At 36.0% G+C, this 25,689-nt stretch carries 23 protein-coding genes and 1 pseudogene; 12 read left to right on the forward strand and 12 right to left on the reverse strand.

Annotated elements, in window-relative coordinates; all coding sequences use genetic code 11:
• The first annotated feature begins 515 nt into the window (after positions 1 to 515).
• Positions 516 to 2,291, forward strand: coding sequence for a metallophosphoesterase (locus HME7025_RS08160; RefSeq protein WP_109323159.1), 1,776 nt, complete (start codon positions 516 to 518; stop codon positions 2,289 to 2,291).
• On the opposite strand, the gene HME7025_RS08165 is transcribed toward HME7025_RS08160, so the two are convergent.
• Genes HME7025_RS08165 through HME7025_RS08180 form a run of 4 tightly spaced genes read right to left on the reverse strand, consistent with a single transcriptional unit; the run spans position 2,288 to position 5,559 of the window.
• Complete coding sequence (locus HME7025_RS08165) at positions 2,288 to 3,310, reverse strand: LacI family DNA-binding transcriptional regulator (protein WP_109323160.1); 1,023 nt, start codon at positions 3,308 to 3,310, stop codon at positions 2,288 to 2,290. The genes HME7025_RS08160 and HME7025_RS08165 overlap by 4 nt on opposite strands.
• Positions 3,311 to 3,351: 41 nt before the next feature.
• Complete coding sequence (locus HME7025_RS08170) at positions 3,352 to 3,714, reverse strand: dihydroneopterin aldolase (protein WP_109323161.1); 363 nt, start codon at positions 3,712 to 3,714, stop codon at positions 3,352 to 3,354.
• A 1-nt stretch (position 3,715) separates the two neighbouring features.
• Positions 3,716 to 4,633 carry a DivIVA domain-containing protein gene (locus HME7025_RS08175; protein ID WP_109323162.1) on the reverse strand — a complete coding sequence of 306 codons (918 nt, stop codon included), beginning with the start codon at positions 4,631 to 4,633 and terminating at the stop codon, positions 3,716 to 3,718.
• 23 nt (positions 4,634 to 4,656) lie between these two features.
• Positions 4,657 to 5,559, reverse strand: coding sequence for a WD40 repeat domain-containing protein (locus tag HME7025_RS08180; protein WP_109325066.1), 903 nt, complete (start codon positions 5,557 to 5,559; stop codon positions 4,657 to 4,659).
• Positions 5,560 to 5,613: 54 nt separating this feature from the next.
• Between HME7025_RS08180 and HME7025_RS08185 the strand changes: the two genes are divergently transcribed.
• Complete coding sequence (locus tag HME7025_RS08185; protein ID WP_109323163.1) at positions 5,614 to 6,243, forward strand: 4'-phosphopantetheinyl transferase family protein; 630 nt, start codon at positions 5,614 to 5,616, stop codon at positions 6,241 to 6,243.
• Here the strand turns inward: HME7025_RS08185 and HME7025_RS08190 are convergent.
• Positions 6,240 to 7,073: a transglutaminase-like domain-containing protein gene (locus tag HME7025_RS08190; RefSeq protein ID WP_109323164.1), complete on the reverse strand. Its 834-nt coding sequence runs from the start codon at positions 7,071 to 7,073 to the stop codon at positions 6,240 to 6,242. The genes HME7025_RS08185 and HME7025_RS08190 overlap by 4 nt on opposite strands.
• A gap of 153 nt (positions 7,074 to 7,226) precedes the next feature.
• On the opposite strand from HME7025_RS08190, the gene galE reads away from it, so the two are divergent.
• From galE to rfbA, 3 genes are read left to right on the forward strand one after another with little or no spacing between them, the layout of a single operon-like run.
• Positions 7,227 to 8,246 carry a UDP-glucose 4-epimerase GalE gene (galE, locus tag HME7025_RS08195; protein ID WP_109323165.1) on the forward strand — a complete coding sequence of 340 codons (1,020 nt, stop codon included), beginning with the start codon at positions 7,227 to 7,229 and terminating at the stop codon, positions 8,244 to 8,246.
• A 4-nt stretch (positions 8,247 to 8,250) separates the two neighbouring features.
• Positions 8,251 to 9,306, forward strand: coding sequence for a dTDP-glucose 4,6-dehydratase (gene rfbB / locus HME7025_RS08200; RefSeq protein ID WP_109323166.1), 1,056 nt, complete (start codon positions 8,251 to 8,253; stop codon positions 9,304 to 9,306).
• A gap of 2 nt (positions 9,307 to 9,308) precedes the next feature.
• Entirely contained in the window at positions 9,309 to 10,169 is an 861-nt protein-coding gene (rfbA, locus tag HME7025_RS08205; RefSeq protein ID WP_109323167.1) for a glucose-1-phosphate thymidylyltransferase RfbA, read from the forward strand.
• Here rfbA and HME7025_RS08210 read toward each other — a convergent pair.
• From HME7025_RS08210 to HME7025_RS08230, 5 genes are read right to left on the reverse strand one after another with little or no spacing between them, the layout of a single operon-like run.
• Positions 10,166 to 11,338, reverse strand: a complete 1,173-nt coding sequence (locus HME7025_RS08210) for a chromate transporter (protein ID WP_109323168.1) — start codon at positions 11,336 to 11,338, stop codon at positions 10,166 to 10,168. The genes rfbA and HME7025_RS08210 overlap by 4 nt on opposite strands.
• Positions 11,339 to 11,342: 4 nt before the next feature.
• Positions 11,343 to 12,308, reverse strand: coding sequence for an isopenicillin N synthase family dioxygenase (locus HME7025_RS08215; protein ID WP_109323169.1), 966 nt, complete (start codon positions 12,306 to 12,308; stop codon positions 11,343 to 11,345).
• Between the two features lie 3 nt (positions 12,309 to 12,311).
• Positions 12,312 to 13,019, reverse strand: a complete 708-nt coding sequence (locus tag HME7025_RS08220) for a superoxide dismutase (RefSeq protein ID WP_109323170.1) — start codon at positions 13,017 to 13,019, stop codon at positions 12,312 to 12,314.
• 17 nt (positions 13,020 to 13,036) lie between these two features.
• Positions 13,037 to 13,642: a recombination mediator RecR gene (gene recR, locus HME7025_RS08225; RefSeq protein ID WP_109325069.1), complete on the reverse strand. Its 606-nt coding sequence runs from the start codon at positions 13,640 to 13,642 to the stop codon at positions 13,037 to 13,039.
• Between the two features lie 9 nt (positions 13,643 to 13,651).
• Positions 13,652 to 13,984, reverse strand: a complete 333-nt coding sequence (locus HME7025_RS08230) for an ATP-dependent Clp protease adaptor ClpS (RefSeq protein ID WP_109323171.1) — start codon at positions 13,982 to 13,984, stop codon at positions 13,652 to 13,654.
• 63 nt (positions 13,985 to 14,047) lie between these two features.
• Here HME7025_RS08230 and HME7025_RS08235 point away from each other — a divergent pair, with 63 nt between their 5' ends.
• Entirely contained in the window at positions 14,048 to 15,484 is a 1,437-nt protein-coding gene (locus tag HME7025_RS08235) for a sodium:solute symporter (protein ID WP_109323172.1), read from the forward strand.
• A 56-nt stretch (positions 15,485 to 15,540) separates the two neighbouring features.
• Here the strand turns inward: HME7025_RS08235 and HME7025_RS08240 are convergent, their stop codons facing one another.
• Together HME7025_RS08240 and HME7025_RS08245 are read right to left on the reverse strand one after the other, a co-directional pair.
• The gene (locus HME7025_RS08240; protein ID WP_109325070.1) at positions 15,541 to 16,104 is read right to left on the reverse strand and encodes a YceI family protein; all 564 of its coding nucleotides are present in this window, start codon (positions 16,102 to 16,104) and stop codon (positions 15,541 to 15,543) included.
• 134 nt (positions 16,105 to 16,238) lie between these two features.
• The gene (locus HME7025_RS08245) at positions 16,239 to 18,950 is read right to left on the reverse strand and encodes a bifunctional YncE family protein/alkaline phosphatase family protein (RefSeq protein WP_109325073.1); all 2,712 of its coding nucleotides are present in this window, start codon (positions 18,948 to 18,950) and stop codon (positions 16,239 to 16,241) included.
• Positions 18,951 to 19,116: 166 nt separating this feature from the next.
• Here HME7025_RS08245 and HME7025_RS08250 point away from each other — a divergent pair.
• The 6 genes and pseudogenes from HME7025_RS08250 to HME7025_RS08275 form a co-directional block, all read left to right on the forward strand.
• Positions 19,117 to 19,314 (forward strand): annotated as a pseudogene (locus HME7025_RS08250) (tyrosine-type recombinase/integrase); the annotation flags it as partial.
• Positions 19,315 to 19,458: 144 nt separating this feature from the next.
• A complete protein-coding gene (locus HME7025_RS08255; protein WP_109323173.1) occupies positions 19,459 to 20,661 on the forward strand; it encodes a hypothetical protein in 1,203 nt (400 codons plus the stop codon).
• Positions 20,662 to 20,834: 173 nt separating this feature from the next.
• Complete coding sequence (locus HME7025_RS08260) at positions 20,835 to 21,893, forward strand: ComEC/Rec2 family competence protein (protein WP_109323174.1); 1,059 nt, start codon at positions 20,835 to 20,837, stop codon at positions 21,891 to 21,893.
• A complete protein-coding gene (locus tag HME7025_RS08265; protein WP_109323175.1) occupies positions 21,883 to 22,977 on the forward strand; it encodes a serine protease family protein in 1,095 nt (364 codons plus the stop codon). The genes HME7025_RS08260 and HME7025_RS08265 overlap by 11 nt, the downstream gene beginning before the upstream one ends.
• Positions 22,970 to 23,425, forward strand: coding sequence for a hypothetical protein (locus HME7025_RS08270; RefSeq protein WP_109323176.1), 456 nt, complete (start codon positions 22,970 to 22,972; stop codon positions 23,423 to 23,425). The genes HME7025_RS08265 and HME7025_RS08270 overlap by 8 nt, the downstream gene beginning before the upstream one ends.
• Positions 23,426 to 23,431: 6 nt before the next feature.
• The gene (locus tag HME7025_RS08275) at positions 23,432 to 25,561 is read left to right on the forward strand and encodes an AAA family ATPase (RefSeq protein WP_154401950.1); all 2,130 of its coding nucleotides are present in this window, start codon (positions 23,432 to 23,434) and stop codon (positions 25,559 to 25,561) included.
• Positions 25,562 to 25,689 lie beyond the last annotated feature (128 nt).

Below are 25,689 nucleotides of genomic sequence, written 5' to 3' on the forward strand. Positions count from 1 at the left end.
AAATGATTGAATTACAGAGATTTCCAATAGCTACAAATATCATTAATTATGCCTATTTTTCCAAGATAAATCACAATAAATTGTCAATTTTTCACTCCTAAAAAAATAGCATTTTAGGACTCATTTCCCACCTTCATTTTTACGTCTATTTCCAACATGAACTAGGTATTATTTTCACCAAATTTTCTTCCCTTTATCCTCTATTTTCCCCCTCTCCTAGTTACAATTTCTCATAACCTCTTGTGAATGAACCTACTAATCCTACCCTAATTATTTCGAATATCTTTCATTTGGTTTATCCAACTAGTTGAGTGCTACCTAATCGGTTCTCAAATCCAAAGCACCTAGGTATATCGCACATTCTTTCGTAGATTTGAGATTATTTATATTCAATCTAAATAGTTTGATTGTTTTATGACTTAGGGCGAAGGGGTATTCAAAAAATCACTCGCACTTTGACATAGATTGAATACAAAATTTGGGCTTTTGTTTATCTTTACTCGATACCAAAAATTATGAACCTAAGAAAATCAATCATTTCAGCATACTATTCCAGTATCGGATTCATTTCCCTATTTTTGATTTTATGCACTTCTACATTTTCTTCAGCACAAAAAATTATTCGATACCCTTATATTCAATTAGCTCAATCTACTTCCGTACTAATTCGTTACCGTACGGATCAAGCCATCACCTCTGAAATCAGCTTAAGTACGGATGGTAAAAGTTTCAGTCCCAGCATAAAAAGCACCAGCGCTCAAACCGAACATAGTCTTCCCTTAAACTCCTTACTACCTAGCACGAAATATTATTACCGAGTTCATTTGGGAGATAAAGAAATCGTGGGAGACTCCTCATACTTTTTCAAAACAGCTCCTAGTATTGGTTCTAAAGAAAAAATTTCCATTTTTTCAGTGGGCGATATGGCTGCAGGCGATACTCAAAAAAAGGTATATAATGCCTATTTAAACTACCAGAAAAACAATTATACCAATATTTTCCTCAGCTTAGGAGATAATGTCTATTGCGGAGGAAGTGATGCTTGTTGGCAAGATGAATTTTTTAACCCCTATCATACAGGTCGTTTATTACGTCAAAGTGCCTTATACCCATCTGTAGGTAATCATGATTATGATAATCAACCTTTCCCATATCAACAAGATGAGCCTAATATGGCTTATTTTCAAAATTTCACCTTACCTAGCAAAGGTGAATTAGGTGGTGTGCCATCTACATCTGAAGCCTATTATTCTTTCGATTATGGGAACGCACATTTCGTTTGCTTAGATTCATATGCCTGGGGAAAAGACAATTTCCGCATATTTGATCAAGTCAATAATATCCAATTAAATTGGTTAAAAGAAGATTTAAAAGCCACCAAGCAAGACTGGAAAGTGGTTTATTTTCACTATCCAGTATATACAAAAGGTACGTATGACTCCGATGTCAATGGAGAAATCATCAAGCTTCGGGATTATTTAACACGCGTATTTGACGAATACGGAGTTGATTTGGTTATGTCTGGCCATAGCCATGTTTATGAAAGATCTAGGCCGCTAAAGGGTCAATATGGCCTGTCTAGTGAGTTTTCTCCGGAAAAAAACTGGCCATTTAATTCCTCAGGAAGATATGACGGTACAGATAAATCCTGTGCATATGTCATAAATAACTCAGATCCAAGTAAAAAAGGCACCACCTATGTAGTCAATGGATGTGGAGGACAAACTGCCGCACATCGTTTCAACTGGCCACATCCAGTAATGGAATTCTCTCTGGATAAGCGAGGTGGGTCTATGGCCGTTGACATTGAAAATAATCGTTTAGATGCCAAATTCATTGATGAAGATGGGGCAGTAATCGATCAGTTTACCATTTTTAAAGAAGTCAACAAAGTCATTAAGCAAACCATCAATGCCTACGATGCCATCGAACTTAAAGCCTCCTGGCCTGCTCCTGCCAATTCTTATATTTGGTCAACCGGAGACAAATCCGAAAAAATAAATTTAAGACCTTTAAAATCAAGTACTTATACGGTTACCGACAGTCAAAAATGTTTGCAAGATCAATATGAAATTACCGTTAATCCTCCATTAGGTACCACGAATTGGGAAGAGCTAATTTCTCAACCTTTTGATTCATTGCAAATATTCGATTTGTTGGGAAGGCCTTGGAAATCAATCCAAAAAGAAGGAGTAGTAGACCAGCATATCATGGATGGAATCCCAAGTGGTCAGTACATTTTGGAATACCATTATCAAGGTAAAAGATTCACCCTTAAATTAACACATTAATTCAGTTTGGTTGATGATTCTCTCACGACCAAATTTGTCTTCAATACTTCGATTCTTGGAATAGATTCCCCTGTCTTATGCTCTATTTGAGCCAAAAGCAATTCCACGGAAATCCGACCAATATCATCTAAGGGCTGTGAAACAGAGGTTATCGTCGGAGAAATCACTTGACATATCGGTTCATTGTTAAAACTAACAATCTTAACATCTTGGGGAACACTTATTTTAAGCTCTTTCAATGCAGTCAATACACCTAAGGCCAAGCGATCAGAAACCACTAAAATCCCATCAGGGCGATTGTCACATTGCATGAGCAAATGTGTCTGAGATCGAGCTGTATCTTGATAATAGTCAGAATGTATGATCAAACTAGGATCTACAGATAAACCCGCTTCTTCTAAAGCATGTATGTAACCCAATCGCCTTTGATTACTAACTGAAACGTTCTTTGGACCTGCCAAAAAGGCAATCCGTTTACATCCATTTTCAATTAAATGCTTAACTGCTTCATAGGCCGATTGTTCATTATCCACCATGACTTTTGAAGCTTCAATATCCTCACAATTACGATCAAAAAATACCAAAGGTATTCCCCTCCTCTGCAAACGAGTCAAATGTTCAAAATTACTGGTTTCACGAGAAAGTGAAATAATGATTCCATCCACTTGACCCCTCGACAAATTTTGAATATTGGTCAATTCACGTTCATAAGACTCCTGTGTCTGCGTAATCAACAAACTGTATCCAGCTTTAACTGCCGCTTCTTCAATGTGTTTGATGACGGTAGAAAAAAAGTAATACCCTAAATCAGGCACAATTAAACCCAATGTCTTGGTTTTACTTTTCACTAAGCTTGTAGCCAACAAATTGGGCTGATAGTCCCATTCTTTGGCCAAATCCAAAACTAATTTCTTCGTATCTGGATGAATATCAGGTAAATCACGAAGGGCGCGTGAAACAGTGGCCACAGAAACATTCAACTGCTTAGCAATATCTTTGATTGTTACTTGATGACGCATTCCGTTTGACGTTTTGTTTCTACTATCTATAAACCAGCCTGTTATTCAAATGTTTTATGCCATTGAATACAGGAATTCCCTTGACTTTGTCCTAATGGTGGATTGATTTTACTTAAGCTTAATTCGATTCCTTTGATGTGTGGCCAACGATGAAAAATGGAATTCCCCATTTTTTCAACCAATGTTTCCAATAAATCAACTGGCTCTTTCATGATAGTTTGACAAATTTGGTAAACTTGACTGTAATCCAACGTTTGTTCTAAATTATCTTGAAACTCCTCAAGAGAAAGTAAGCTAATTGTAATATTCAATTCATACCAATTACCTAATATTCTTTCTTCCGGGAAGAAACCATGATAGGCATAAAAACGTAATCCTTGCCAGGAAACTTGGTAAAAGTCCATACTAATTTATCTCTCCTATCTTACCTTGTGGTCCAGAAGATTTAGCATAAGCTTCCAATACCTTGTTCAACGTTGGAAGACTATCATCCGGACTTAATTGGGTAGGATCAATTCCTTTATTCTTTCTAACTGGTATTTTTTTAGCTCCTTGCGACGTAGCTTTTTTTACTGGCTCAGCTATGATGATAGCCTTAGGTTTTCTTCCCCTTTTGGCAGGTATTTTTTGTTCAGCATTGGAAGATGATTTTGACTTTGGACGACCAACTTTTCCTTTGGGTTTAGCTTTCACCGAAGTCTTTTTAGCTTTTTTTACCTGTTTGGGAGCTCTTGGGGCTTTGGGAATTACCGTTTTACTATCAAGTACTTGACTGTTTTCTATTTCCGAATTGACAGTAAGTAGGGAATCATTAGAAACAGACCAAGTTTTGATTTGTTGCAATGTTTTTTCTGAAATACCCATCAATTGTTCTGCAACCTCTTTTTGAGCTTCTTGAAGTCCTCGCAAAACACGATCCTGCTCCTTAATCGTTTGATTTGTTTGTAATAAAATCTGCTTTGATTCTCCTTCTGCTAACAATTTGATTTTAGCAGCCTCTTTCTCCGCCTGTTCAATCAAATTACTTGTTTGCTTTTCCGCCTTCTGCAAAGCTAGTTCAGCATCTTTTTCTGCTTTTATTTTCCAATTCAATTGAGCTTCCTCAGCCATTTGAACGGCTTTCAACATGGAAGATTCGGCTTCTCTTAAACGATTGAGCTCTTTTTCTAGATCCGCAATCTTGGCTTCTAAGCGATCTTGTGTTTGTTGGACCGACTGATGATACTCTTCAATTCGGAATAAATAATCATTCACATCAGAAACATCGTATCCACGAAAGGATTTAGAAAAAGCTGCTTCAGGTAGTTCGTATATATGCTTCATAATCTGCTAAAATAGAAAAAAAATTAATGAATCTTCCAAACAGAGATATTTTTATCGTCCGATGCTGAGACTAACTGATCATCGAATGAAGTCCAAATTAATTTATTAACCGAATTTTTATGCCCTCCATATCGTGCTGCATCAATCACTTTTAACAAAGTCAAATCTGTTGCATCCCATATTTTGATGGTCTTATCCATACTGGCACTAGCAAATAAATGCTTTTGCGGATGAAAGACTAAATCGTGAATAGAATACATGTGCGCAATCACTTCGGATTCTGGTAAAAAATGAGCGGAATGAATAGCACTTAATTTCCATTTCTTAATTCGGGCATCCTTCCCTACCGAAATGATCACATCTTCCTTTTCCCAATACTGTATGCCAAAAACACTTCCTTCATGGGCTTTCCAAGCATATTCCAGTTCAAATTTTGAATTAAAAATACGGATATACCCATCACTGTACGCTGCAGCTATACGGCCTTGAGGTAATAAGCGTAAGGTCCTAACACTCTTATCACTTGCCTTGATATGTTTGATAATTTGCTTCGAAACGCTATCTACCACACTAATCAATCCATCTTGATGAGCCACCCAAACTTGGTTTTGATTAAATAAGATATCAAAGATGGAATTTGCTCCTAATGCAATTGAAAAAATACGTTCCTGATTGGATAATTGAATTCCATGAATTCCTTCAAAATTTTGACCCACCCATAATACTCCTTGATCGTCCTGCTTCATGGCGTATACAGACCCACTTATCTGAGCTACAACTTTGCCCAAATCTGGCTTTTGTAAATTCCACTGAACTACCCATCCATCTGAGCCTGCTGAATAAAATTCATGCGCTTGTTCCCCAGATGCTAAAGAATAAATCGGTCCACGATGCCCTGAAAAGGTATCTATCCGTTCAATTTGCATGATGTCAAAATTTGAACACAAAAATGGTAATTTTACAAGCAAATACGTTCATCCATGCCTCAAATTTTACCTATTCAAGAATTAAACTTTACGGGAACCTCTTGTATGATTTGGGAAATTACAGAAAATGAGGCCTTTTTTGCCCAAATTCCTGATTCTTGGAAAATGACACTTCCACCCAATCAAGCTCATGAAACCAAGAGATTAGAGTCATTGGCGGCACGTTATTGCCTGTGGCAAATTGTTCAATCCCAAGTAGGCCATGAAATCGAATTATTGAAATCAAGTACTAATAGACCATATTTAAGTAATTCCGACTGGCAAATCAGCATCAGTCATTCGTTTCCTTATGTGGCTGCAGCGTTAAGTTATAAAAATAACATTGGCTTGGACCTTGAAAAAAAAGAAAGAAACATACTGAAAGTGGCTGCTCGCTTTCTATCCCAAAGCGAATTAGCTTGGTCTCAAAATGATGATATCAAACTCTTATCTGCTTGGACTGTTAAAGAAGCTATTTACAAAGCGCAGCATCAAGCTGGTCTAGATTTTAGGAAAGAAATCGGTTTTGATTTAATAGATCCAATAGAAAAAGGATTTGTCCAGCTAGCTCAAGAAAGAGTTGACTTTGAGCTTTGGCAGGAAGAATTCCCCAACTTCTGGATCAGTTTAGCACTTCGAACTTAATCCAATGAATCGATTATTTGGCTCAATTCATTTTTGTGCTCCTCATCTCCAGCCTTATCGTAAGCCATAATTAAATTCCGAAGCACTCGACGAATGATTTCTAAGTTCGAACATGGATTATAGTAGATTTCATTAGGAGCTAAGTTCAATTGTGCCAAATAGTTATCAATATCTACTCGATTGAAAATCAAGCCCTTATTGAATACATTAATATAAAACTGCACACCCTTTTGCTTGTATGTCAACACAAACAAATTAGGCAAATTGACTCCATATACCGGAAATCCTAATCGTTGCGCTATCCACATATATATGACGCACAAACTGATTGGGTTTCCTTTTCTACTCTCCAACACCACATTGATATAGGAATTATTGGCTGCGTGAAAATTCTTAGTATTGGCACCAAATTTCAATTGGTCAAAAATAACCCCATTCAACACTTTAATTTGATCCATAGGATGCAAATTCTCTCGTATTTGAGGCCAAACTTCATAATAAAGTTGATCTAAATCTGTCTTTAATTGAGAAAAAGAATAGTCAGGAAAGCGATAAGTTGCCACAATCCACATTCCCTCCATGAGATCCATCCCCCCAGCTTCCTTCCAGATAGCCAGTCGATTACGCATAGATTCCAATTGAAAATCATGAATCAAATTTTCAATTTTCTCTTGCAAAAAAGGGTTTAAGCTTAATTGTTCCCATTCTGATTCCAAAACAGGAATAATGGAAGGCCCTAAGGTCCGAATCTGTTGCTCCACCAATTGTACGACTTCAGAATCACTGTCGTCGAGCAATTGAATCATGGCTTTGATAGCTGGTTCCTTCATAAGGGTTTTAATTTGTATCAAAAATAAGCACTAAGTATCGAATTACAAACGGCTTACATGGTAAGCCCGTACAATAATTGTTGACCCGATATATTTTTTTTCAAGAGAATATAAGCCTAAATTTGCTAGCTCATTGAAGCATCAATTCAATATATGAATATTTTAATAACTGGAGGAGCGGGTTTCATAGGCTCACATACCTATGTAGTCCTAAAAGAAAACGGCTTCACTCCTATTATCGTTGATAATTTTGCCAATTCATCCATCGATGTCATTGAACGTTTAAAAACCATCACAAAAGATGAGGTGATTTATGTAGAAGGTGACGTCAATGATGCTTCGGTCTATGACCAACTATTTCAACAGTATTCCATTGACGGGGTCATTCATTTTGCCGCAGCTAAGGCAGTTGGAGAGTCTGTAGAGAATCCGTTAAAATACTACCGAAATAATGTAGCTGCAACAGTCTTGTTGTTAGAGAAAATGAATGAATTCGGTATTAAAAACCTTGTTTTTTCTTCTTCTTGTACGGTTTATGGACAACCAGAAAGCTTACCTGTGACTGAATCAGCCCCTGTCCAACCAGCAGTTTCCCCCTATGGGAATTCCAAACAAATTTGTGAAGAAATCATCCGAGATAGTGTTCATGCCAAAAATGCCCGTTTAAAAGCTATTTCGTTACGTTATTTTAATCCTATTGGAGCTCATGAAAGTGCATTGATTGGAGAGTTACCTCTTGGCCCCCCGGCTAATTTAGTGCCTTTTTTAATGCAATCTGTGGCTGGTTTACGTGGCCCTTTGCAGGTATTTGGAGATGATTATCCAACACCCGATGGTACGGCCATTAGGGATTATATCCATGTTTGTGATCTGGCTGAGGCACATGTTAAGGCATTAGCTTATTTATTAAATCAGCCCCAGGCTACTTATTATGATTATTTTAATATTGGGACAGGAACAGGTAGCTCAGTCTTAGATGTCATTAATGCCTTTGAAAAAACCACAGGTAAAAAAGTACCTTACGAAATAAAACCTCGACGTTCAGGAGATATAACCGCTGTATATGCAGCTACAGATAAATCGAAAGAGATTTTACATTGGTCAACAAAAAAAAGCTTAGAAGAAGCATTAGTTGATTCTTGGAGATGGCAAGAACAGCTTCTTAAATCATAATTTTATGAAAAAAATAGTCATTACCGGAGGTGCCGGATTCATTGGATCGCATGTGGTACGTTTGTTCGTTCAGAAATACCCTGAATACCAAATTTATAACTTGGATGCTTTAACCTATGCAGGTAATTTAGCCAATAACGAAGATATCGCTCATTTGCCAAATTATCATTTCATCAAAGCTGATATCACCGATGCCGTTCATATAGATGCCTTATTTGCTGAACATCAATTTGATGGTGTATTGCACTTAGCGGCAGAATCACATGTAGATCGTTCCATTTCAGATCCATTAGCTTTTGTTAAAACCAATGTCATTGGAACAGTTAATCTGTTGCAAGCAGCCAAAAAGCATTGGGCTAATCAGTACGAAGGAAAGCGTTTTTACCACATTTCAACAGATGAAGTATATGGCGAATTGCATAATCCAGAGGAATTCTTTTTAGAAACTACTCCATATGACCCTCGTTCTCCATATTCTGCTTCCAAAGCTTCTTCTGACCACTTTGTAAGAGCTTTTCATGAGACCTATGGTTTGCCGACCGTCATTACGAATTGTTCCAACAATTATGGACCCAACCATTTCCCAGAGAAACTTATCCCTTTGATGATTCATAACATCCTTACTAATAAACCCTTACCTGTATATGGAAAAGGTGAAAACGTAAGGGATTGGCTTTATGTAGTTGATCATGCTCGGGCGATTGATACGGTATTCCACCAAGGAAAGATTGGAGATACTTACAACATTGGAGGTTTCAATGAATGGAAAAACATCGATTTAGTCCATTTATTATGCCAAATTATGGATCAAAAACTAGGTCGTGCAGATGGGACATCCAAGCAATTGATTACCTATGTAACAGACCGTGCAGGCCATGATTTACGTTATGCCATCGATGCACATAAAATCATGAACGAGCTAGGCTGGGAACCCTCATTACAATTTGCTGAAGGTTTAGAAAAAACCGTAGATTGGTATCTAAACAATGAGAAATGGCTGAAAGATGTCACATCTGGAGCTTACCAGCAGTATTATCAAAACATGTATCAAGAAAGATAAAAATGAAAGGAATTATTTTAGCAGGCGGTTCAGGAACTCGTCTACATCCATTGACTTTAGCAGTAAGTAAGCAATTAATGCCTGTTTACGACAAACCAATGATTTATTATCCCTTATCCATTTTGATGTTATCAGGGATACGTGAAATATTGATTATCTCCACGCCACATGATTTACCTCACTTTGAGAAATTATTAGGTGATGGTTCACAAATTGGCTGTCGTTTTGAATATGCCGTTCAACCTGAACCCAATGGCTTAGCGCAAGCTTTTGTAATCGGCGAAAAATTCATTGGAAAAGAAAAAGTAGCCTTAGTATTAGGAGATAACATCTTTTATGGATCTGGCTTAAGTAAGCTACTTCAAGCCAACAATGACCCGGATGGTGGAGTCGTTTATGCCTATTCTGTCAACGATCCTGAACGATACGGAGTAGTGGAATTTGATTCAGACAATAATGTCTTATCCATCGAAGAAAAACCGAGTCAACCTAAGTCGAATTATGCCGTCCCAGGTTTATATTTCTATGACAATGAGGTGGTTGAAATAGCCAAAAACATTGCTCCTTCTCCTCGTGGTGAATATGAAATCACGGATGTCAATAAAGAATATTTAAAACGTGGAAAGCTAAAAGTAGGGATTTTAAACCGAGGAACAGCTTGGTTAGATACAGGAACTTTTGCCTCTTTGATGCAGGCTGGTCAGTTTGTACAAGTAATCGAAGAGCGTCAAGGTATGAAAATTGGCTGCATTGAAGAAGTAGCCTACCGTATGGGTTTTATTGATGCTAAACAATTAGAAGCGATTGCCAAACCATTGGTAAAAAGTGGATATGGCCAGTATTTATTAAATCTACTGCGTTAAGAAACAATTATTCCAGCTAATAAAGCGATAACAAACAAGGCAATGGGTGGAAGCTTTGTCATTTGCGCCACCAAAAATGTCACCACAACAATACCGAATCCAATCAGGTTCGCTTGTATAATCATCGGATGAATAAAGGCGTATACTGCCACGATGGTTAATCCAACTGAAACTGATTGGATTCCTGGTAAAGAGGCCCTAATAAAGCGATACTGCTTTAATTGTCCCCAAATTCGATACACAAAAAAGATAAGGAAAGTCCCCGGTAAAAATATACCTAAAGCACCAATGACGCTACCGGCAAGTTCTCCAATGGTACCATAATCTTTCATCAATAATACACCAAGATAAGACGTAAGTGCAAAAACGGGCCCTGGTAAGGTCTGAGACAAGGTCATCCCCGTCAAGAAATCATCTTCGCGAATGAGGTGCTTAAATTCAACAAATTCAGTAAATAAAACAGGAACTAACACTTGTCCACCTCCAAAAACCAAACTTCCATTTCGGTAAAAATTCTCAAAAATTCGAATGGGATAATAATCCGTAAAATGCCCTAATACTGCTAAAAAGACCAAAAATCCCCAGAATAAATGAAAATTGGCCCAGGGGATAATCATTTTATGTTTATTCTGACGCGGAAAATCTTTAAAATTCAACGACGATATCAAACCGCCTATCAAAAGTAAAACAGGAAATATAAAAGGACTTTGGATGTACAAACCGATGGCCACTGTGAACAAAAAAATCAGGATATACATGGGCGCACGCAGAAACTTTTGGGCCATAATCCATCCTGCTTGAAGAATTAAGCCAATACCCACTGGAGTTACAAATTGAATGATGTCCCTATTTCTTAAATAAGTCATCCCAAAAGCCGCTAATGTCATAACAAAAACCGCAGGACTTATCCATGCAATCAACGTAACATAAGCTAAATTGGCACCTCCCCTTTTATAGCCAATGGCCGTAATCATTTGGGTTGAAGTGGGACCTGGTAAAAAAGAACAAAGAGCTTGGATTTCAAACAATTCATCTTCCGTCAAATAGCCCTTCTCCTTCACTAATTTTTTGAGAAAAAGGGCTATATGTACTTGCACACCACCAAATGAAGTCATAGCCAACACTAACACATCCCAAAGAAATTCGACATGTTTGGGCTTTCTCCACATGGGCTTATTTTTTCAAACCTAATTCAATTAAGCGCTCTGTTAAAAACTCTCCAGCGCTCATATCGGTATACATTTTAGGATTTTCTACAGATACACAGGATTCCAAACAAGTTAAATCCATTTCTGATCTAGGGTGCATGAAAAAAGGAATGGAATAACGAGATGTACCCATTTTCTCTCTTGGTGGATTCACTACACGGTGAATCGTAGATTTCAAATGATGATTCGTCAGTCTATCCAACATATCTCCCACATTCACCACCACTTGGTCTGGTAAAGCAGTGATTGGAATCCATTTTCCATCCATACGTAATACTTCCAAGCCTTCAGCAGATGCACCCATCAACAAGGTAATCAAATTGATATCTCCATGGGCAGCTGCACGAACAGCTCCTTCTGGCAAAGCATCTGGATTAGGAATCGGAAAATAATGAATGGCTCTTAAAATGGAATTCCCATTTTTTACTTTATCCTCAAAATAATCCTCAGGTAACTCTAAATATAAAGCAATCGCTCGTAAAAGAGATTTACCAGCATTTTCTAAAGTTTGATAAGCTCCTACGGTATATGTCTCAAAATCGGGATATTCCTTGGGGAAAACATTTTCGGGGTATTCACTCCACACCGAATCTCCATCATCTTGATGTTTCTGACCCACATGGTAAAACTCCTTCAAATCAGGCACTTTAAATCCCTTGGCTGTTTCCTTACCTTTTCCTACATAACCACGCTGTCCCGCAATACCAGGAACTTCGTAGGCTTGTTTTAAGGAATCAGGTGATTGGAAAAATTGCTCAACTTCTTGATATAATTTTTTTGTAAAATCATCTGAAAGGCCATGTCCTTTCACCGCAACGAAGCCAATCGTATTAAAGGCATTACCTAAATCTTGAACAAATTTAGCCTTTCTAACTGGATCGCCAGAAGTAAATTCGTTCAAATCCAAAGAAGGGATTTCTTCTAATAACATGTTTTATTTTTTTATTGATGAAAATTGCTGAGATACAAAATCCCAATTGACTACATTCCAAAACGCTGTGATATAATCAGCTCTTTTATTTTGATATTTCAAATAATAGGCGTGTTCCCAAACATCTAAAGCTAAAATAGGTGTACCTTTTACTTCTGCCACATCCATTAAAGGATTATCTTGATTGGGAGTTGAACTAATGACCAATTTCCCATCTTTCCAAAGCAACCAAGCCCAGCCAGAACCAAATCGACCGGTAGCTGCTTTTGCAAATTCGCTTTTTAGCGCATCTAATCCACCTAAATCTTTCTGTATTTGTGCCAAAAGATCAGCACTTGGCTTATTGCCTGTAGCTGGTCCAATCAATTTCCAAAAAAAGCTATGGTTCCAGTGTCCACCTCCATTATTACGAACAGCTACGGGTAATTGACTCATTTGACCCATCATTGCCTCTAGTGATAAAGAAGCAGCAGGTGTTCCTGTTACGGCTTTGTTTAAATTATCAACATATGCTTTATGATGACGATCATGGTGAATTTCCATCGTCAATTTGTCGATATGCGGCTCTAAAGCATCAAATGAATATCCTAGAGCTGGCAGGCTAAATGGGGCTGTTTCAAGAGAGCTTTGTGCTCGAGATGTGAAACTAGGTAAAACAATACTCGCGCCTAAAAGCCCGACTGTTTTTTGCAAAAAATGTGATCTTTTCATGAGCGTAGAAAAATTGTTTATTCATAGACTACTCGGCCGACAATACTTCGCCCAAGGGTAATTTCATCCGTATATTCCAAATCACCGCCAATGGGAATACCACGAGCAATGGTGGAAATTTTAATTGGAAATTCTTTTAATTTTTTAGTCAAATAAAAAGCGGTAGTATCGCCTTCCATGGTTGGGCTAAGCCCTAAAATCACTTCAGTGACTTGACCAGTACCTACCCGTTGGATAAGAGAATCTATTTGTAAATCACTGGGAGAAATACCGGCTAATGGAGAAATAATACCTCCAAGAACATGATAAAGACCTATAAATTGACCTGTATTTTCAATGGCTAACACATCTCGCATATCCTCCACGACACAAATCAGACTTTCTTCTCGCTTATGACTATTACAAATTCCACACAAACCTCCATCTGAAATCATATGACATTGTGGACAGAACTGGGTCTCTGTACGTAATTGAACTAAAGCGTGCGCTAATTGCAAGGATTGAGATTCAGGTCTTTTCAATAAATGAAGAGCTAGGCGCAATGCTGATTTTTTACCTATACCCGGCAATTTCGATATTTCTTCTACCGCTTGTTCAATGATCCGAGAAGGGTAATTGTTCATGGCCATAAGCTATTGATAAGACTCTATTTCAGCAGAAATACCTCGTCGACATATTTCATTTCGCATACTAACTAATTCATCAAAATCTCCTGATTTAACTCCACATCTCCCTCTAAAATGAATTTGCAAGGTACATTGCTCTGCTTGTTCTGGACTATGCTCACATACTTCCATCAAGGTAATAATGACATAATCAAAGGAATTAACCTCGTCATTATATACCACCAACTGATGAGATGTTACAACTTCTTCGTCAAAGGCCACCGCAACATCTTCTTGATGCTTTTCTTGGTTTTGAAAAGAAATACGAAAACGAGAAATGTTATCTTCCGAGAATTCCATATTTTTGATACGATTTTAAAAACGACCTCTTAGCAAATTTAAAAAAAATCCTTTGAAACACCTATGTCTGTAACTTTAGCCGGAGGAATTCTTGCCATCTATTTTGGCCTACTTTTAATCATCTCCTACATTACTTCCAAAGGTGCAGATACACATGCATTTTTTACAGCCAATAGACAATCTCCTTGGTGGTTAGTCGCCTTTGGGATGATTGGTACTTCCATTTCTGGGTTAACTTTTATTTCTGTTCCAGGAGCTGTAGGTAAAACTTCTTTTACTTATTATCAATTAATCTTAGGGCATTCATTTGGTTATTTAACCATTGCTCTCGTTTTAATGCCTTTATATTATCGTCTGAACCTAATTTCCATCTATGGATATTTAGAAAGTCGATTCGGATTCTGGTCCTATAAAACCGGTTCTGCCTTTTTCTTATTATCGAGAACCATTGGCTCCGCTGCCCGTTTGTATCTGGCTGTCAATGTCTTACAAATCGCCATTTTTGCTCCTATTGGGGTTCCTTTTGGCTTGACAGTATTTATTTCCATCTTACTGATTTGGCTATATACTCACCGTGGAGGAGTAAAAACGATCATTTGGACAGATACTTTACAAACCTTATTCCTACTGATTGCACTATTTATTACCATCTTTTTGGTAGGTCAACAAATGAACATGGGATTCATGGATATGGTTCACACCATTTCAGATAGTAAGTATTCCCACATGTTTGAATGGGATTGGAAAAACACCCATTTCTTTGGAAAAGACTTCCTGGCAGGGGTTTTTATAGCTATTGTGATGACTGGGCTTGATCAAGATTTGATGCAAAAAAACTTGACTTGTAAATCCATTGGAGAAGCACAAAAAAACATGTTTTGGTTTTATTGGGTGCTTCTATTAATCAACCTTTTATTCCTTTCTTTAGGAGCCTTATTATACATCTATGCACAAAGCAAAAACATAGCCATTCCTGCACAGACCGATAATTTATATCCCATGCTTGCCTTAAATGGGCACTTTGGCACCTTAGCAGCTGTTACCTTTTTACTCGGTATTATTGCAGCCTCCTATGCTAGTTCTGATTCTGCTTTGACAGCTTTAACCACCTCTTTTTGTATTGATTTCTTACGAATTGAGAAGTTTCAAGAACAAAAAAGACATAAAATCAAACATTATGTCCACTTAGGCTTCTCCGCTTTATTTTTCGTGGTCATTGGCTTGTTTCATATTTTCAACAACCAAGAATTGATTTCGGCTGTGTTCAATTTGGCTGGATATACCTATGGACCGCTATTAGGACTATTCTCCTTTGGCTTATTCACCAAAACTCAGGTAAAAGACAAATGGGTTCCTATTATTTGCGTAGCCTCTCCTATCATAACCTTTTTGCTTGAATGGCAATCCCAAGCTTTATTTGGAGGTTTTGGTTTCGCCAAATTGATTCTCAATGGCGCAATCTGTTTTGCACTACTTTGGGCTATCCGAATTAAAAAATAATAGACAATAAAAAGGGCGACCTAGGGCCGCCCTTCTACTAGAACTTGGAATAATAATTACTCTTGAATAAACTCGCCACTTGCGCGTAATTCAATATCTTCTCCAACCATAGCTGCTGGCATAGTTCCAACACCCCAAGCTGTACGATTGATAGCACCTGATGCTTTAAAACCAGCTACTTTTTTACCTTGACGGTTAGTAGTAGTTCCATTTAATACTAAGTCTAATGTAACTGGCTTAGTAACACCGTGCATGGTTAAATCACCACTTACTTTATATTTACGATCAGCTACTTTACTGATTGACTTGCTAGCAAATGTCAATGTTGGGAATTTAGCCGCATCAAAGAAATCAGGGCTTTTTAAGTGCGTATCACGACGCTCATTGTCAGTAAATACAGTATTTACATCGGCAACAATATTGAATTTTGCATCTGTAAAATCATCTTTAGCTGAAGTCATAGTTGCTTCAGTAATTTTAAATGCTCCTTCTACATCAGAAATTGATAAGTGTACAACACTAAATCCTAACTTAGAGTGAGATTTATCTACATTCCATTTCTGAGCTTGTGCAGATACTCCACATGATAAAAGAGCAATAGCTAAAAGTAATTTTTTCATAATAATATTTTTTAATGGGTTAATTATAGGACTCGAAACTACCATTAAATAACACAAAACCAATTAACAAATCAAAAAATCGTCATGGATAGGAAGAAATTTGCGACAAAAATCCAAAATCCTGCGAAAAAAGTCTACTTGTCTTCTAGGCTTTTATAATGTTCCTTCCGCATTTCCTCTACATTATCCATCTCAACACGCTTTTTAATTTTCTTCCAATCGATGTTCTTATTGTATTTTTTCATGGTCACCTCTGGCTGAAAAATTCGACGGTCCGGGAATACAAAATCAACTGGACTAAAATCAGGATTTTCTGTGAAAAAATCATCTAATAAGGTAGCAGTTTGATCATAATGGTTCACACTTGGAACGCCAAAATTGGTATAAATCAAGCGCAATAAGGATCCAAAATTCGCATGCTTGTGCGATACATAATTACGCTTCACATAGGGTCCAGCCATCATTAAGACACTTCGGTGAGCATCAACATGGTCTACTCCTCCTTGTGGATCATCTTCAGTAACGACAACCAACATATTTTTCCAATAAGGTGTCGTTGACAAGAAGCTAATCATTCTAGCTAATGCCAAATCATTGTCTGCCATAAAGGAATGATTGCTTACATATCCATCTTCTGGTCTTGGGTCTGCACCGTGGTCATTAGGTAATTGAATCGTCACTACAGAAGGCATTTTTTTCTTTCCTTTCAGCCACATCTTGGTAAATTCTGATTCAAATTGTTCAGCACGAAACATATCCGGAATATCGGTATTGAAACCCGCATAATTATGACTCGTATTCTTCCACAAGGCTTTTTGCATTGGAACCATGACCACATGGCCTGCCCCAGTTAAAGTATCAAACCACTCTTCTCTATTGTGTGCCGTTTCATTTGCCTCTCCAAAATTATAGAAAGAAATATTTTTGCGCTCTAAGGCTTCCCATAAACCACCTGCTTCTGCATAGTCCTCAGGATCAATACTTCCAGTAGTACCTGGATGTCTTCTGCCTGGCGCTTTTGAAAAGATTTTGGCTGACTTACTGACACTTGAGTTCGCTTCTACCCATTCATTGGGGATTACTCCTACCATCCAGTGATGTCCATGAATGGAGGCATCACTATCACAATAAAAATTATCACTCATGGCAAATCGCTTAGCTAAAAGCGTATGATTAGGCATCACGTTGACATGATGGTAAGTTGTTTTCAAAGAATCAGGCAATACCACAGTCTGATTTAAGCCATAGCGTGCAATCGTTGAATCACCATTGGCACCTTTAAATTGACCAAAAATCTCATCATAGGTACGGTTCTCCTTCGTGATGTAAACAATATGTTTAATCGGAGATTGAGCCTGCTTATTTTTGTCTAATGACAGGATTTTGTTCCCTCTACCTTTACTAGAATACTCTTGGTAGGTATTGTTCTTTACTTCTTGCGTATAAGCAGCTAATTGTGCCTCATTCGGCATATCAATCGTTTGGAATGTACCTAACTGAATATCACCTACATAGGATCCTTGTTCCGGTGCCTTAAAATCTTTACCTCCATTAGGACCAGCTCCATAACCACGACAAGTCGTCACATAGAGCGTTTTCTCGTCAGCAGATAGTCGAACGCGTGTTGGACCCCAACCCGTTGGTATAAAACCTTTGGTTTTTTGACTTGGGATATCAATTACCGCCACAGCATTTAAACCTAATAATGTTACATACAAGGTTTTTTCGTCTTTGCTCAGGCATAAACCAAACGGCAAATAGCCTCTTCGTTTATCTAAAACAGCATTTAGCTTAATCGGAATATGTGATTTGATTTGTCGAGTCGCGTAATCCAACACGGCAATATTATCGTTCGTAGCATTACTCACATAAGCAAATTTTGAACTGACAGCCAATGAGTTGGGACTAGATCCGCCCACTACTTCCATCTCCTCCACCATTTCGCCTAATAAAAAGCCTGGCTTATATTTTTTGGTGATTTGGTTCGTTGACAAATTAATCTGAAAAATGCTCATGGATTCATCCGAGTTAGGATCCCCTACCCCTGGAATCTTTTTACCCATGATTTCAGTTCCTTCACGAGATTCTTTCGTGTCGTTGGCATAGGGATGCCAAGGAATGTGCTGTGATTGCAGATTGGCTAAGGTGGTACCTTCGATCAATGGGTAAGAATACATTCCTACATTCGCTACAAAAGCAAATTGATGATCGGGACTTAATGAAATACCAAAAGGTTGACGACCCGTTGGAACCACACCTACAATTTCACCCGTCTCTGCTTTCATGCGAACCATTCTGAAATTGGCCCGATCCAAGACCAGTAATTCATTTTTTTCAGGTAATAGAACTAAGTCAGAAGTAAAGCTATCATCAAAATCATATCCTTTAAAGCTTCCATTTAGGCTAAAGGTTTTTAGGACTTTCCCTGTGGATAATTCAACGACCAATACATTGCCTGAGTCACCCCCGCTTAAGTAAATCCATTCACTATTGGGTGAAAATACAACGCCCAAATAGGTACTTTTTCCGTAGGGTGAAAGTTTGGAAGGAGTGCCGTAAGGAGGAAAACGTTTAGAGATTTGTTTTTCTAAATCAATACGTGTAAAAGCCCCATTGTGCAAGGTTACGGCCCATTTCCCATCTGGACTAATGACCATGCCGAATGGATCACTGTTGATGCGAAGCGTTTTACCGGCAGGTTTTACCAAGCGACCAGAAGGTAAAACGGAATAACCATGGATGTCAATTTTGGCTGGCAAATCTCGCCCGGGTACTTCTAAAATTGTTTGAGCAGTGGATTGAAATGCACATACCGCCAGTACCAGCGAAGTAATAATAGTTTTCATAGGTTTATAAAATTTAGCGAAGTTAAGATTCTTCTGCCAAAGGCTTGTCATTGGAGGTTAAAATATAGTTAAAAAGGGTAAGAAGTTTGGGTGTTTGGGGAAACATCTGGATTGGCTTCGGACCTTCGGTAGATAATTATAAAATTCTGCTGTTCGATTTCTATGGTTAAAACAAGTATTGAAACAAGCCTTAAAGAAAACAGGAATTTCAAAACCTGTAACACTACATTGGCTGAAACATAGCTATGCCACCCATTTATTTGAAAGTGGCACCGATTTGCGCTACATTCAAGAATTATTAGGACACAGCAGTAGCAAAACTACCGAAATATACACGCACGTAAGTACCAAAAGTATTCAATAAATAAAAAGCCCTTTTGATGATTTATAATCCAAATTATTATTTTTATGTTTAAAAGAGATACACTATCAAATAGCGACTATACGCAGAAAATTGGGTAGATTATCGCTACTTTGTAGCGAGTATAAATAAGTTAGCACCAATTTTATGACGACACCAATAACGACATACATTGACACCAATATTTTGAACGACATTGCCCCAAAAGGTAATGATTGGACAAATTCAGAATGGGGTAAATACTTAATTAGGCTTTCCGACAAAGACCAAATTGAGGTGTGGGCAAGTCCTGGTAATTGTTTAGAAATTGCACTCAATCCTGACATCGACCATAGACATAATATGGCTCGTGCATTAAACACTCTTATAAAGGGACAAAGAATGCTTCCTGCATATGAATTTTTTGTTGTCGATAATTTGCTAAGACATATAGAAACTAACTGGGAGGGGACATTACATTTTGACAGATTAGAGTTTCTGAAACAAAATTCATCACGAATTTACATTTCCTTACTTGGACAACTTGCAGCGCTTAAAGACTATAATTGCTCTAAAGGTTTTGGTGGAATTTTGCGACCCAAAATTATAACCCAAATAATTCACTCAACGATTTTCTCAAATCCTAAAGCTGAACTCGAAAAGAGACTGGAAGCAATGAAGACAAGAGATTTCAGAAAGCACGATTTATTTTCCTCCTATGACGGTAAAGCAATTGATGAGTTAGAAACAATTGAAGACAAATTGAAAGGACAGAAATATACAGTTGATAAAAAAGCAGTTGAATGGTTAAAGAAAAACAAGGACGAATTGGTAAAAGGATATTCTTTGGATGAAGTTTATTCTTCATTACAACAAGTCTTTATTTATTGGGAGGATTTAAATAATACAATAGTTGACTTTCCTAAAATTGTTACAGAATGGGACAAAATATATACCTTAGAGAAAACCTCAGAGAAATATAAAGTTAAACCATTACCTGATGATTTAATTGTGCGGTTCAAAGAGAAGAAGCATACAATTGCAGATACATTTGCGGTTTTAAAAGAATTGGCAAATAGATTTTATCACTTCTTGATTATTCCTCAAGTATATTATTACACCATTATCAATGAAATTGAAAAAGCTCTAAATGATGGTGAAATTCCAACTGGGGGTTTAGTAATTGATAGCCATCATTCTATTGGTTCAATTTACACAAACCTATTCCTAACAAGGGACACAAGGCTTTTGAGTACAATAAAGTATTGGCACAGTCAAATACCAAAAGAGTTTAATATTTTTCGGGACTCTGCAAATGACCTAAATGAATTTAAAAGAAAAGTTGAAAAGGAAATAAGAAACCAATCGTAAAATGAGAAGAAAACTGGTGCTAACAGCACCCAAAAGCTATTGCCGCAATTCGTTGTATTTAAGCTTTGTGTTTCCGTAGTTTTCTTATCTTAGCGTGACAAATAAACGCTTCGCAATCGGCAACAGTTCTTGGCTGCAAAACGTTATGTGTAATTTTTTGAGAATCCTACTTAATGAAAAGAAATAGTACAGAATTTGCCATATTACCTGCTTTTCACGGAGATTGCATTCTCATTAAAACATATGACATAAATAATGATGAATTTATAATTCTTATTGATGGAGGTACTACTCAAACTTTTAGATACACTCTCAAGGCAGAGTTAAAAAATATTACACATGTAAATCTACTTGTACTTACTCACAATGATTCAGATCATATAGCTGGGTTAATTAGCTTATTTAAGAATAGTCTTATAGATAGTATTGTGATTGATGAAATTTGGATGAATCATCCAGAACTTGTAGAAGCCAACACTAATGAATTAATAAGTACTAAACAAGGTAATTCATTAAAGGAGTTAATTCTTTTGAAAAAACCAGATGTAAAACTACGTGAAATAACTACGGCTGAAAAGTCAATAATTAATAATGGGATTGAGTTTATGATCTTATCTCCAACTCCACAAATTAAAGCAGAATTATACAGACATTGGCAATTATCTGATTTGCAAAAAACTAATACTGACAATGTAAATATCTCTTCTCAAAAAGAAATTTATTCTGATTCACTAGAAGATTTGGGTAAAATACCCTTTTCTCCTGATATAAATATAAACAACGACATCTTTAACTCTTCTTCAATCTCTTTTGTTTTAAAATGCATTGATGTTTCCATTCTTTTATTAGCCGATTCTAGATCGGAAATTATAACTGAAAGTTTAAGACAAAACTGCTTTAGCGAATCGAACCCGTTAGAAGTCGATTATGTAAAAGTTTCACATCACGGCAGTCTTAATAATACTTCACAGGAACAACTTGGGTTGATTAAGTCTAATAATTTTATAATATCTACAAATGGTGGAACTGCTGATTATAAACATCCCTCGAGAGAAACTATAGCTCGAATAGTTTCTAGTTCTCAAAGAAATGATGAGGTTTTAACTATTTATTTCAACTATAAAATCGATTATCTAAAAGAAAGGATAGGTGATTTTGTAAATGATAAAGATTTTGAAAAAGGAAATTGGAAAGCAATAAGTAAAACTTGGTTTAAGAAAAATGACAAATAATTTAGCAGAGAAATATTGCGTTCGAATAATAAGCAATGGGATTATTGGAAGTGGAGTTTTATTGCCAGGTAAAGAATCATTTTATGTTTTAACAGCGGCTCACTGTTTGGGAGAAAGTATGCCCAATTTGGGTGACATAGTCATTGAGAAACAAAAAGATTATACATCAGAATTTATAGCTATAACTAGTGTTGAAGTTAAAGAATTTAATACTGAACATGATTTTGCCCTTATAGAAATTGATATTGATAATGAAGAAAGATTACTCTATCAATATAAATTAGGACGAGGATTATTATCTGAAAATGAGATAAAATTTTGTGGTTACCAAGGTGTGAATATTAATCAGTATCGTCCATTTACGGGTAAAATTTTGTCAGTAAGCGACGATATAGGATGCTTTAAAATTACTTTAGTAGGAGAAACATTTGATCAAGGAGGAGAAGTTGGACATTACTTAGCTAAGGGTTTGTCTGGAAGCGGAGTATTTATTTATAGACATAATTCTCCTTTCCTGATTGGAATTCTTAATTCGGTTATAACCGATAAAGCTTGGAATGATGATATAGACTGTTGTTCTATAAAGCACATTGAACAATATATATCCGAGTATGTGGATTTATCGGATTTTGAAAATCTAAAGCAATGGAATGAAAATCTGGAAAAAGATCGAACTGATAGAGAAATAGAAGCCTTTAAAAAAGAGAACAGTGATTTTTTTCAAAAACTCTATCGTAAAAACAATGTGTTATATCCAGAAATCTCCAAGGCAAATTCTGTAACCGCCAAACAGATAAGGAAATTTCTAGCAATGAAAGATAATATCCGAACAATTGAAAATGATTATCCAATTCTTTTTTCAAAATTCAAAAACATTGTAAAGAGATTTGTTGATCAAGTAGAAGATGATTATTCTAGAAGTGTAACTGAGAGTAACGAAGCAATAAACTTAAAGCTGGAACTTCAAAATCAACTAAAAAGTGAATTCGAAATCTTACCAGATTTCACAAATTTAGATCTTTCCGAATATCAAATTATTGAATGGCTTGGAATATGCACTTTAAATTTTACTACTAATGATTGATATTAGATTAGATCAGAAACCAACTTCCGTATCTATTAGATATAATGGATATTATAAAGTTGTGCTATTATTGGCAATTATTAAACATTGTGGATATAGTAAAAAAGCCAGTTTGGAGTTACTTCATGTTGTTTTTTGGAGTCTACGTAATGAAAATAATTATCAAGTATTATTAGACTTAGCAAATCAACAAAGAAATAGTTTAGTTCCTTGGACTTTTGAACATGGTATTGACGAAGTACTGGCTTTGGGGTTTATCAATGGTTATATAGAAAAAATTATTGTTAGCCAAACGCTTGAGATTAAAATAACAGATAAAGGAAATGAAATAATAAATTCAATAAACCAATTTGAGCTTTTTCAAGACGAAATACAGAAAATAAGAACATTAGGTGTGATACCCAAAAATAGGTTGAATAGTGCAAATAAAAACTGGAAATTAATATAATAAATCATGCTTAAAATAAATAAACTAAGGGCAGAAATTCTTACTGACAAAAGTGAAAATATATCGGATTTATATGGATTTGATATTTCGTTCCAACAAGGACTAAATATAATTGCAGGGCCAAATTCAAGAGGAAAAACAACTATAAATAGCTGCATCTATTATGCACTCGGAATGGAGGAGTTGTTAGGTGCCCATAATGAGAAAGCATTGGATAAAGCTCTCAAAGAAGAGTTTACCATTAAGTCAAACGAAGAGGAAGAAGGCACCAATTTTAAAGTATTATCCTCAAAAATAATTTTAGAAATTGAAAATGAAAACAGTGAAGTTGTTTGCTTAGAAAGGCATATCAAACCGAGTACAGATGGTATAAAAACATCAAATATTTTGATTCATTTTTCATCTTTTGATAATATGAATGGTGAAGATGACGAAAAGACTAAAGGAATATTTTTTGTTAACTCGAGAGGTAATAATGAAGACCCTAATGGTTTTTATAATTGGTTAAGCGAATTCATAAATATTGAATTACCACAAGTAAGTAATAGCTCTAGAACTGATAATTATAGCCCTTTATATTTACAAACAATATTTTCAGCGTTATTCATAGAACAAACAAAAGGATGGTCTGATTTTTTTGCGACTATGCCTTTTTTTGGAATTACAAAAGCCAAAGAGAAAATTGTAGAATTTATTTTAGGGTTGAATGAAATCGTACTTTCTACACAGAAAGATGTATTAAATAAGGAAAAAAATACAATTACGGAAGATTGGAAAAGAAAAATTAAGTCGTTCTCCTACTTGGAAAAACAAACCAATTCTACAGTTATCAATATTCCAGAAGAGCTTACAACTGATAAAACTGAAATTGATAAAATCAGCGTTTTATTTCCTACTTCAGAAAATGAAAAAATCAGTTTTAGCCAATTTTTAAATCAAAAAACTGAAGCTGTAAAGGATTTAGAAAACAGACCTATTGCTACCATAAAAGAAAACAGGGAAGAAGCTATATTAGAGTTCAACAATCAAAAAGAAGAATATTACAAACTCAAAGACTACATTGAGAGATTTGAGAATAAGTTAAGAGTAGAGAAACAACAATTTTCGAGCTTAAATAGTCAAATCATTATTATTGAGTCCGAAATAAAGGATCACATTAATTTACAGAAAGTTTTTAGCGAAAACATAATTAATGAAAGTGGTGCGAATCAATGCCCCACTTGTACACAAGAAGTAACTACAAATCTAATTTCTACAAAAAATATAAAGATCCCTCAATTAACTTTAGAAGAGAACACTAATTTTTTGCGTAGTCAAAAAAAAATAATCGAATCATCTATCTCAAGTTTTAAAGAAACTGTCAATGAAAAGGACGCCCTTCTTTTATACTTTAAAAATTCATTACGTCAGAAAGAAGTCTTAATTAAATCTATCTCAAAAGATTTGATTTCAGATGACAGAGCTTTTTCTGAATCTGAGGTTGTGAAAAAACTTCAACTTGAGAGGGAGATAGAAAGTTTATTGCTACTAAATGAATCGATTTCAGAGCTAAAGGAAGAATTAGTGGCGTTAGCTAATAAATATCATAATAACAATGTGAAAATTGGAAATTTAGGTGAGTCAGAGAAAGAAGACGAAACTAAATTAGCAAACTTTGAAACTCAATATAAAAATAGTCTCTTTGGTTTTGGATATGACAGTAATGAAAAGTATCAAATATCTATCAATAGAAAAGAACCCTTTAAGTATTTGCCAGTTTACATAAATAAAAAAGAAGGTATCTATCTACCGCAATCTATTCGAATAAATTCTTCCGCTTCTGACTTTGTTAGAAATATTTGGGCCTATACGTTAAGTTTGCTAAATAATGGAATCAACCATCCTGGAGTAATTATGTTTGATGAGCCTGGACAGCATAGAACAAACTTAAGTAGTTTAAAAGCACTGTTTAAAACGTCCTCAGAAATTAAAGAAAAACAAACAATTATTTTCACTTCCATTGATAAACCTCTACATAATGAGCAAAATGAAAGGATTGATTTAGATGTTTTAATAGAAGATTTAGAAAGCTCAAACTATAAACTCATAAGGCTTGATAATGTTCATAAAGTTATCCAAAGACTAGCTGTTGAATAAAACTACACATAATAGCACCTACCCAAAAAGGCGGGGTTTCGCGCTGCCTAGACAGTTTTGTGGTAGCTGAAAGTTCAGTTCTCCGAATGAACATTTATATTAGAAATCTCACCCATCGCAAACCCAGA

The sequence above is a fragment of the Aquirufa nivalisilvae genome, assembly GCF_003143535.1.
In the GTDB taxonomy this organism is placed as follows: domain Bacteria; phylum Bacteroidota; class Bacteroidia; order Cytophagales; family Spirosomataceae; genus Aquirufa; species Aquirufa nivalisilvae.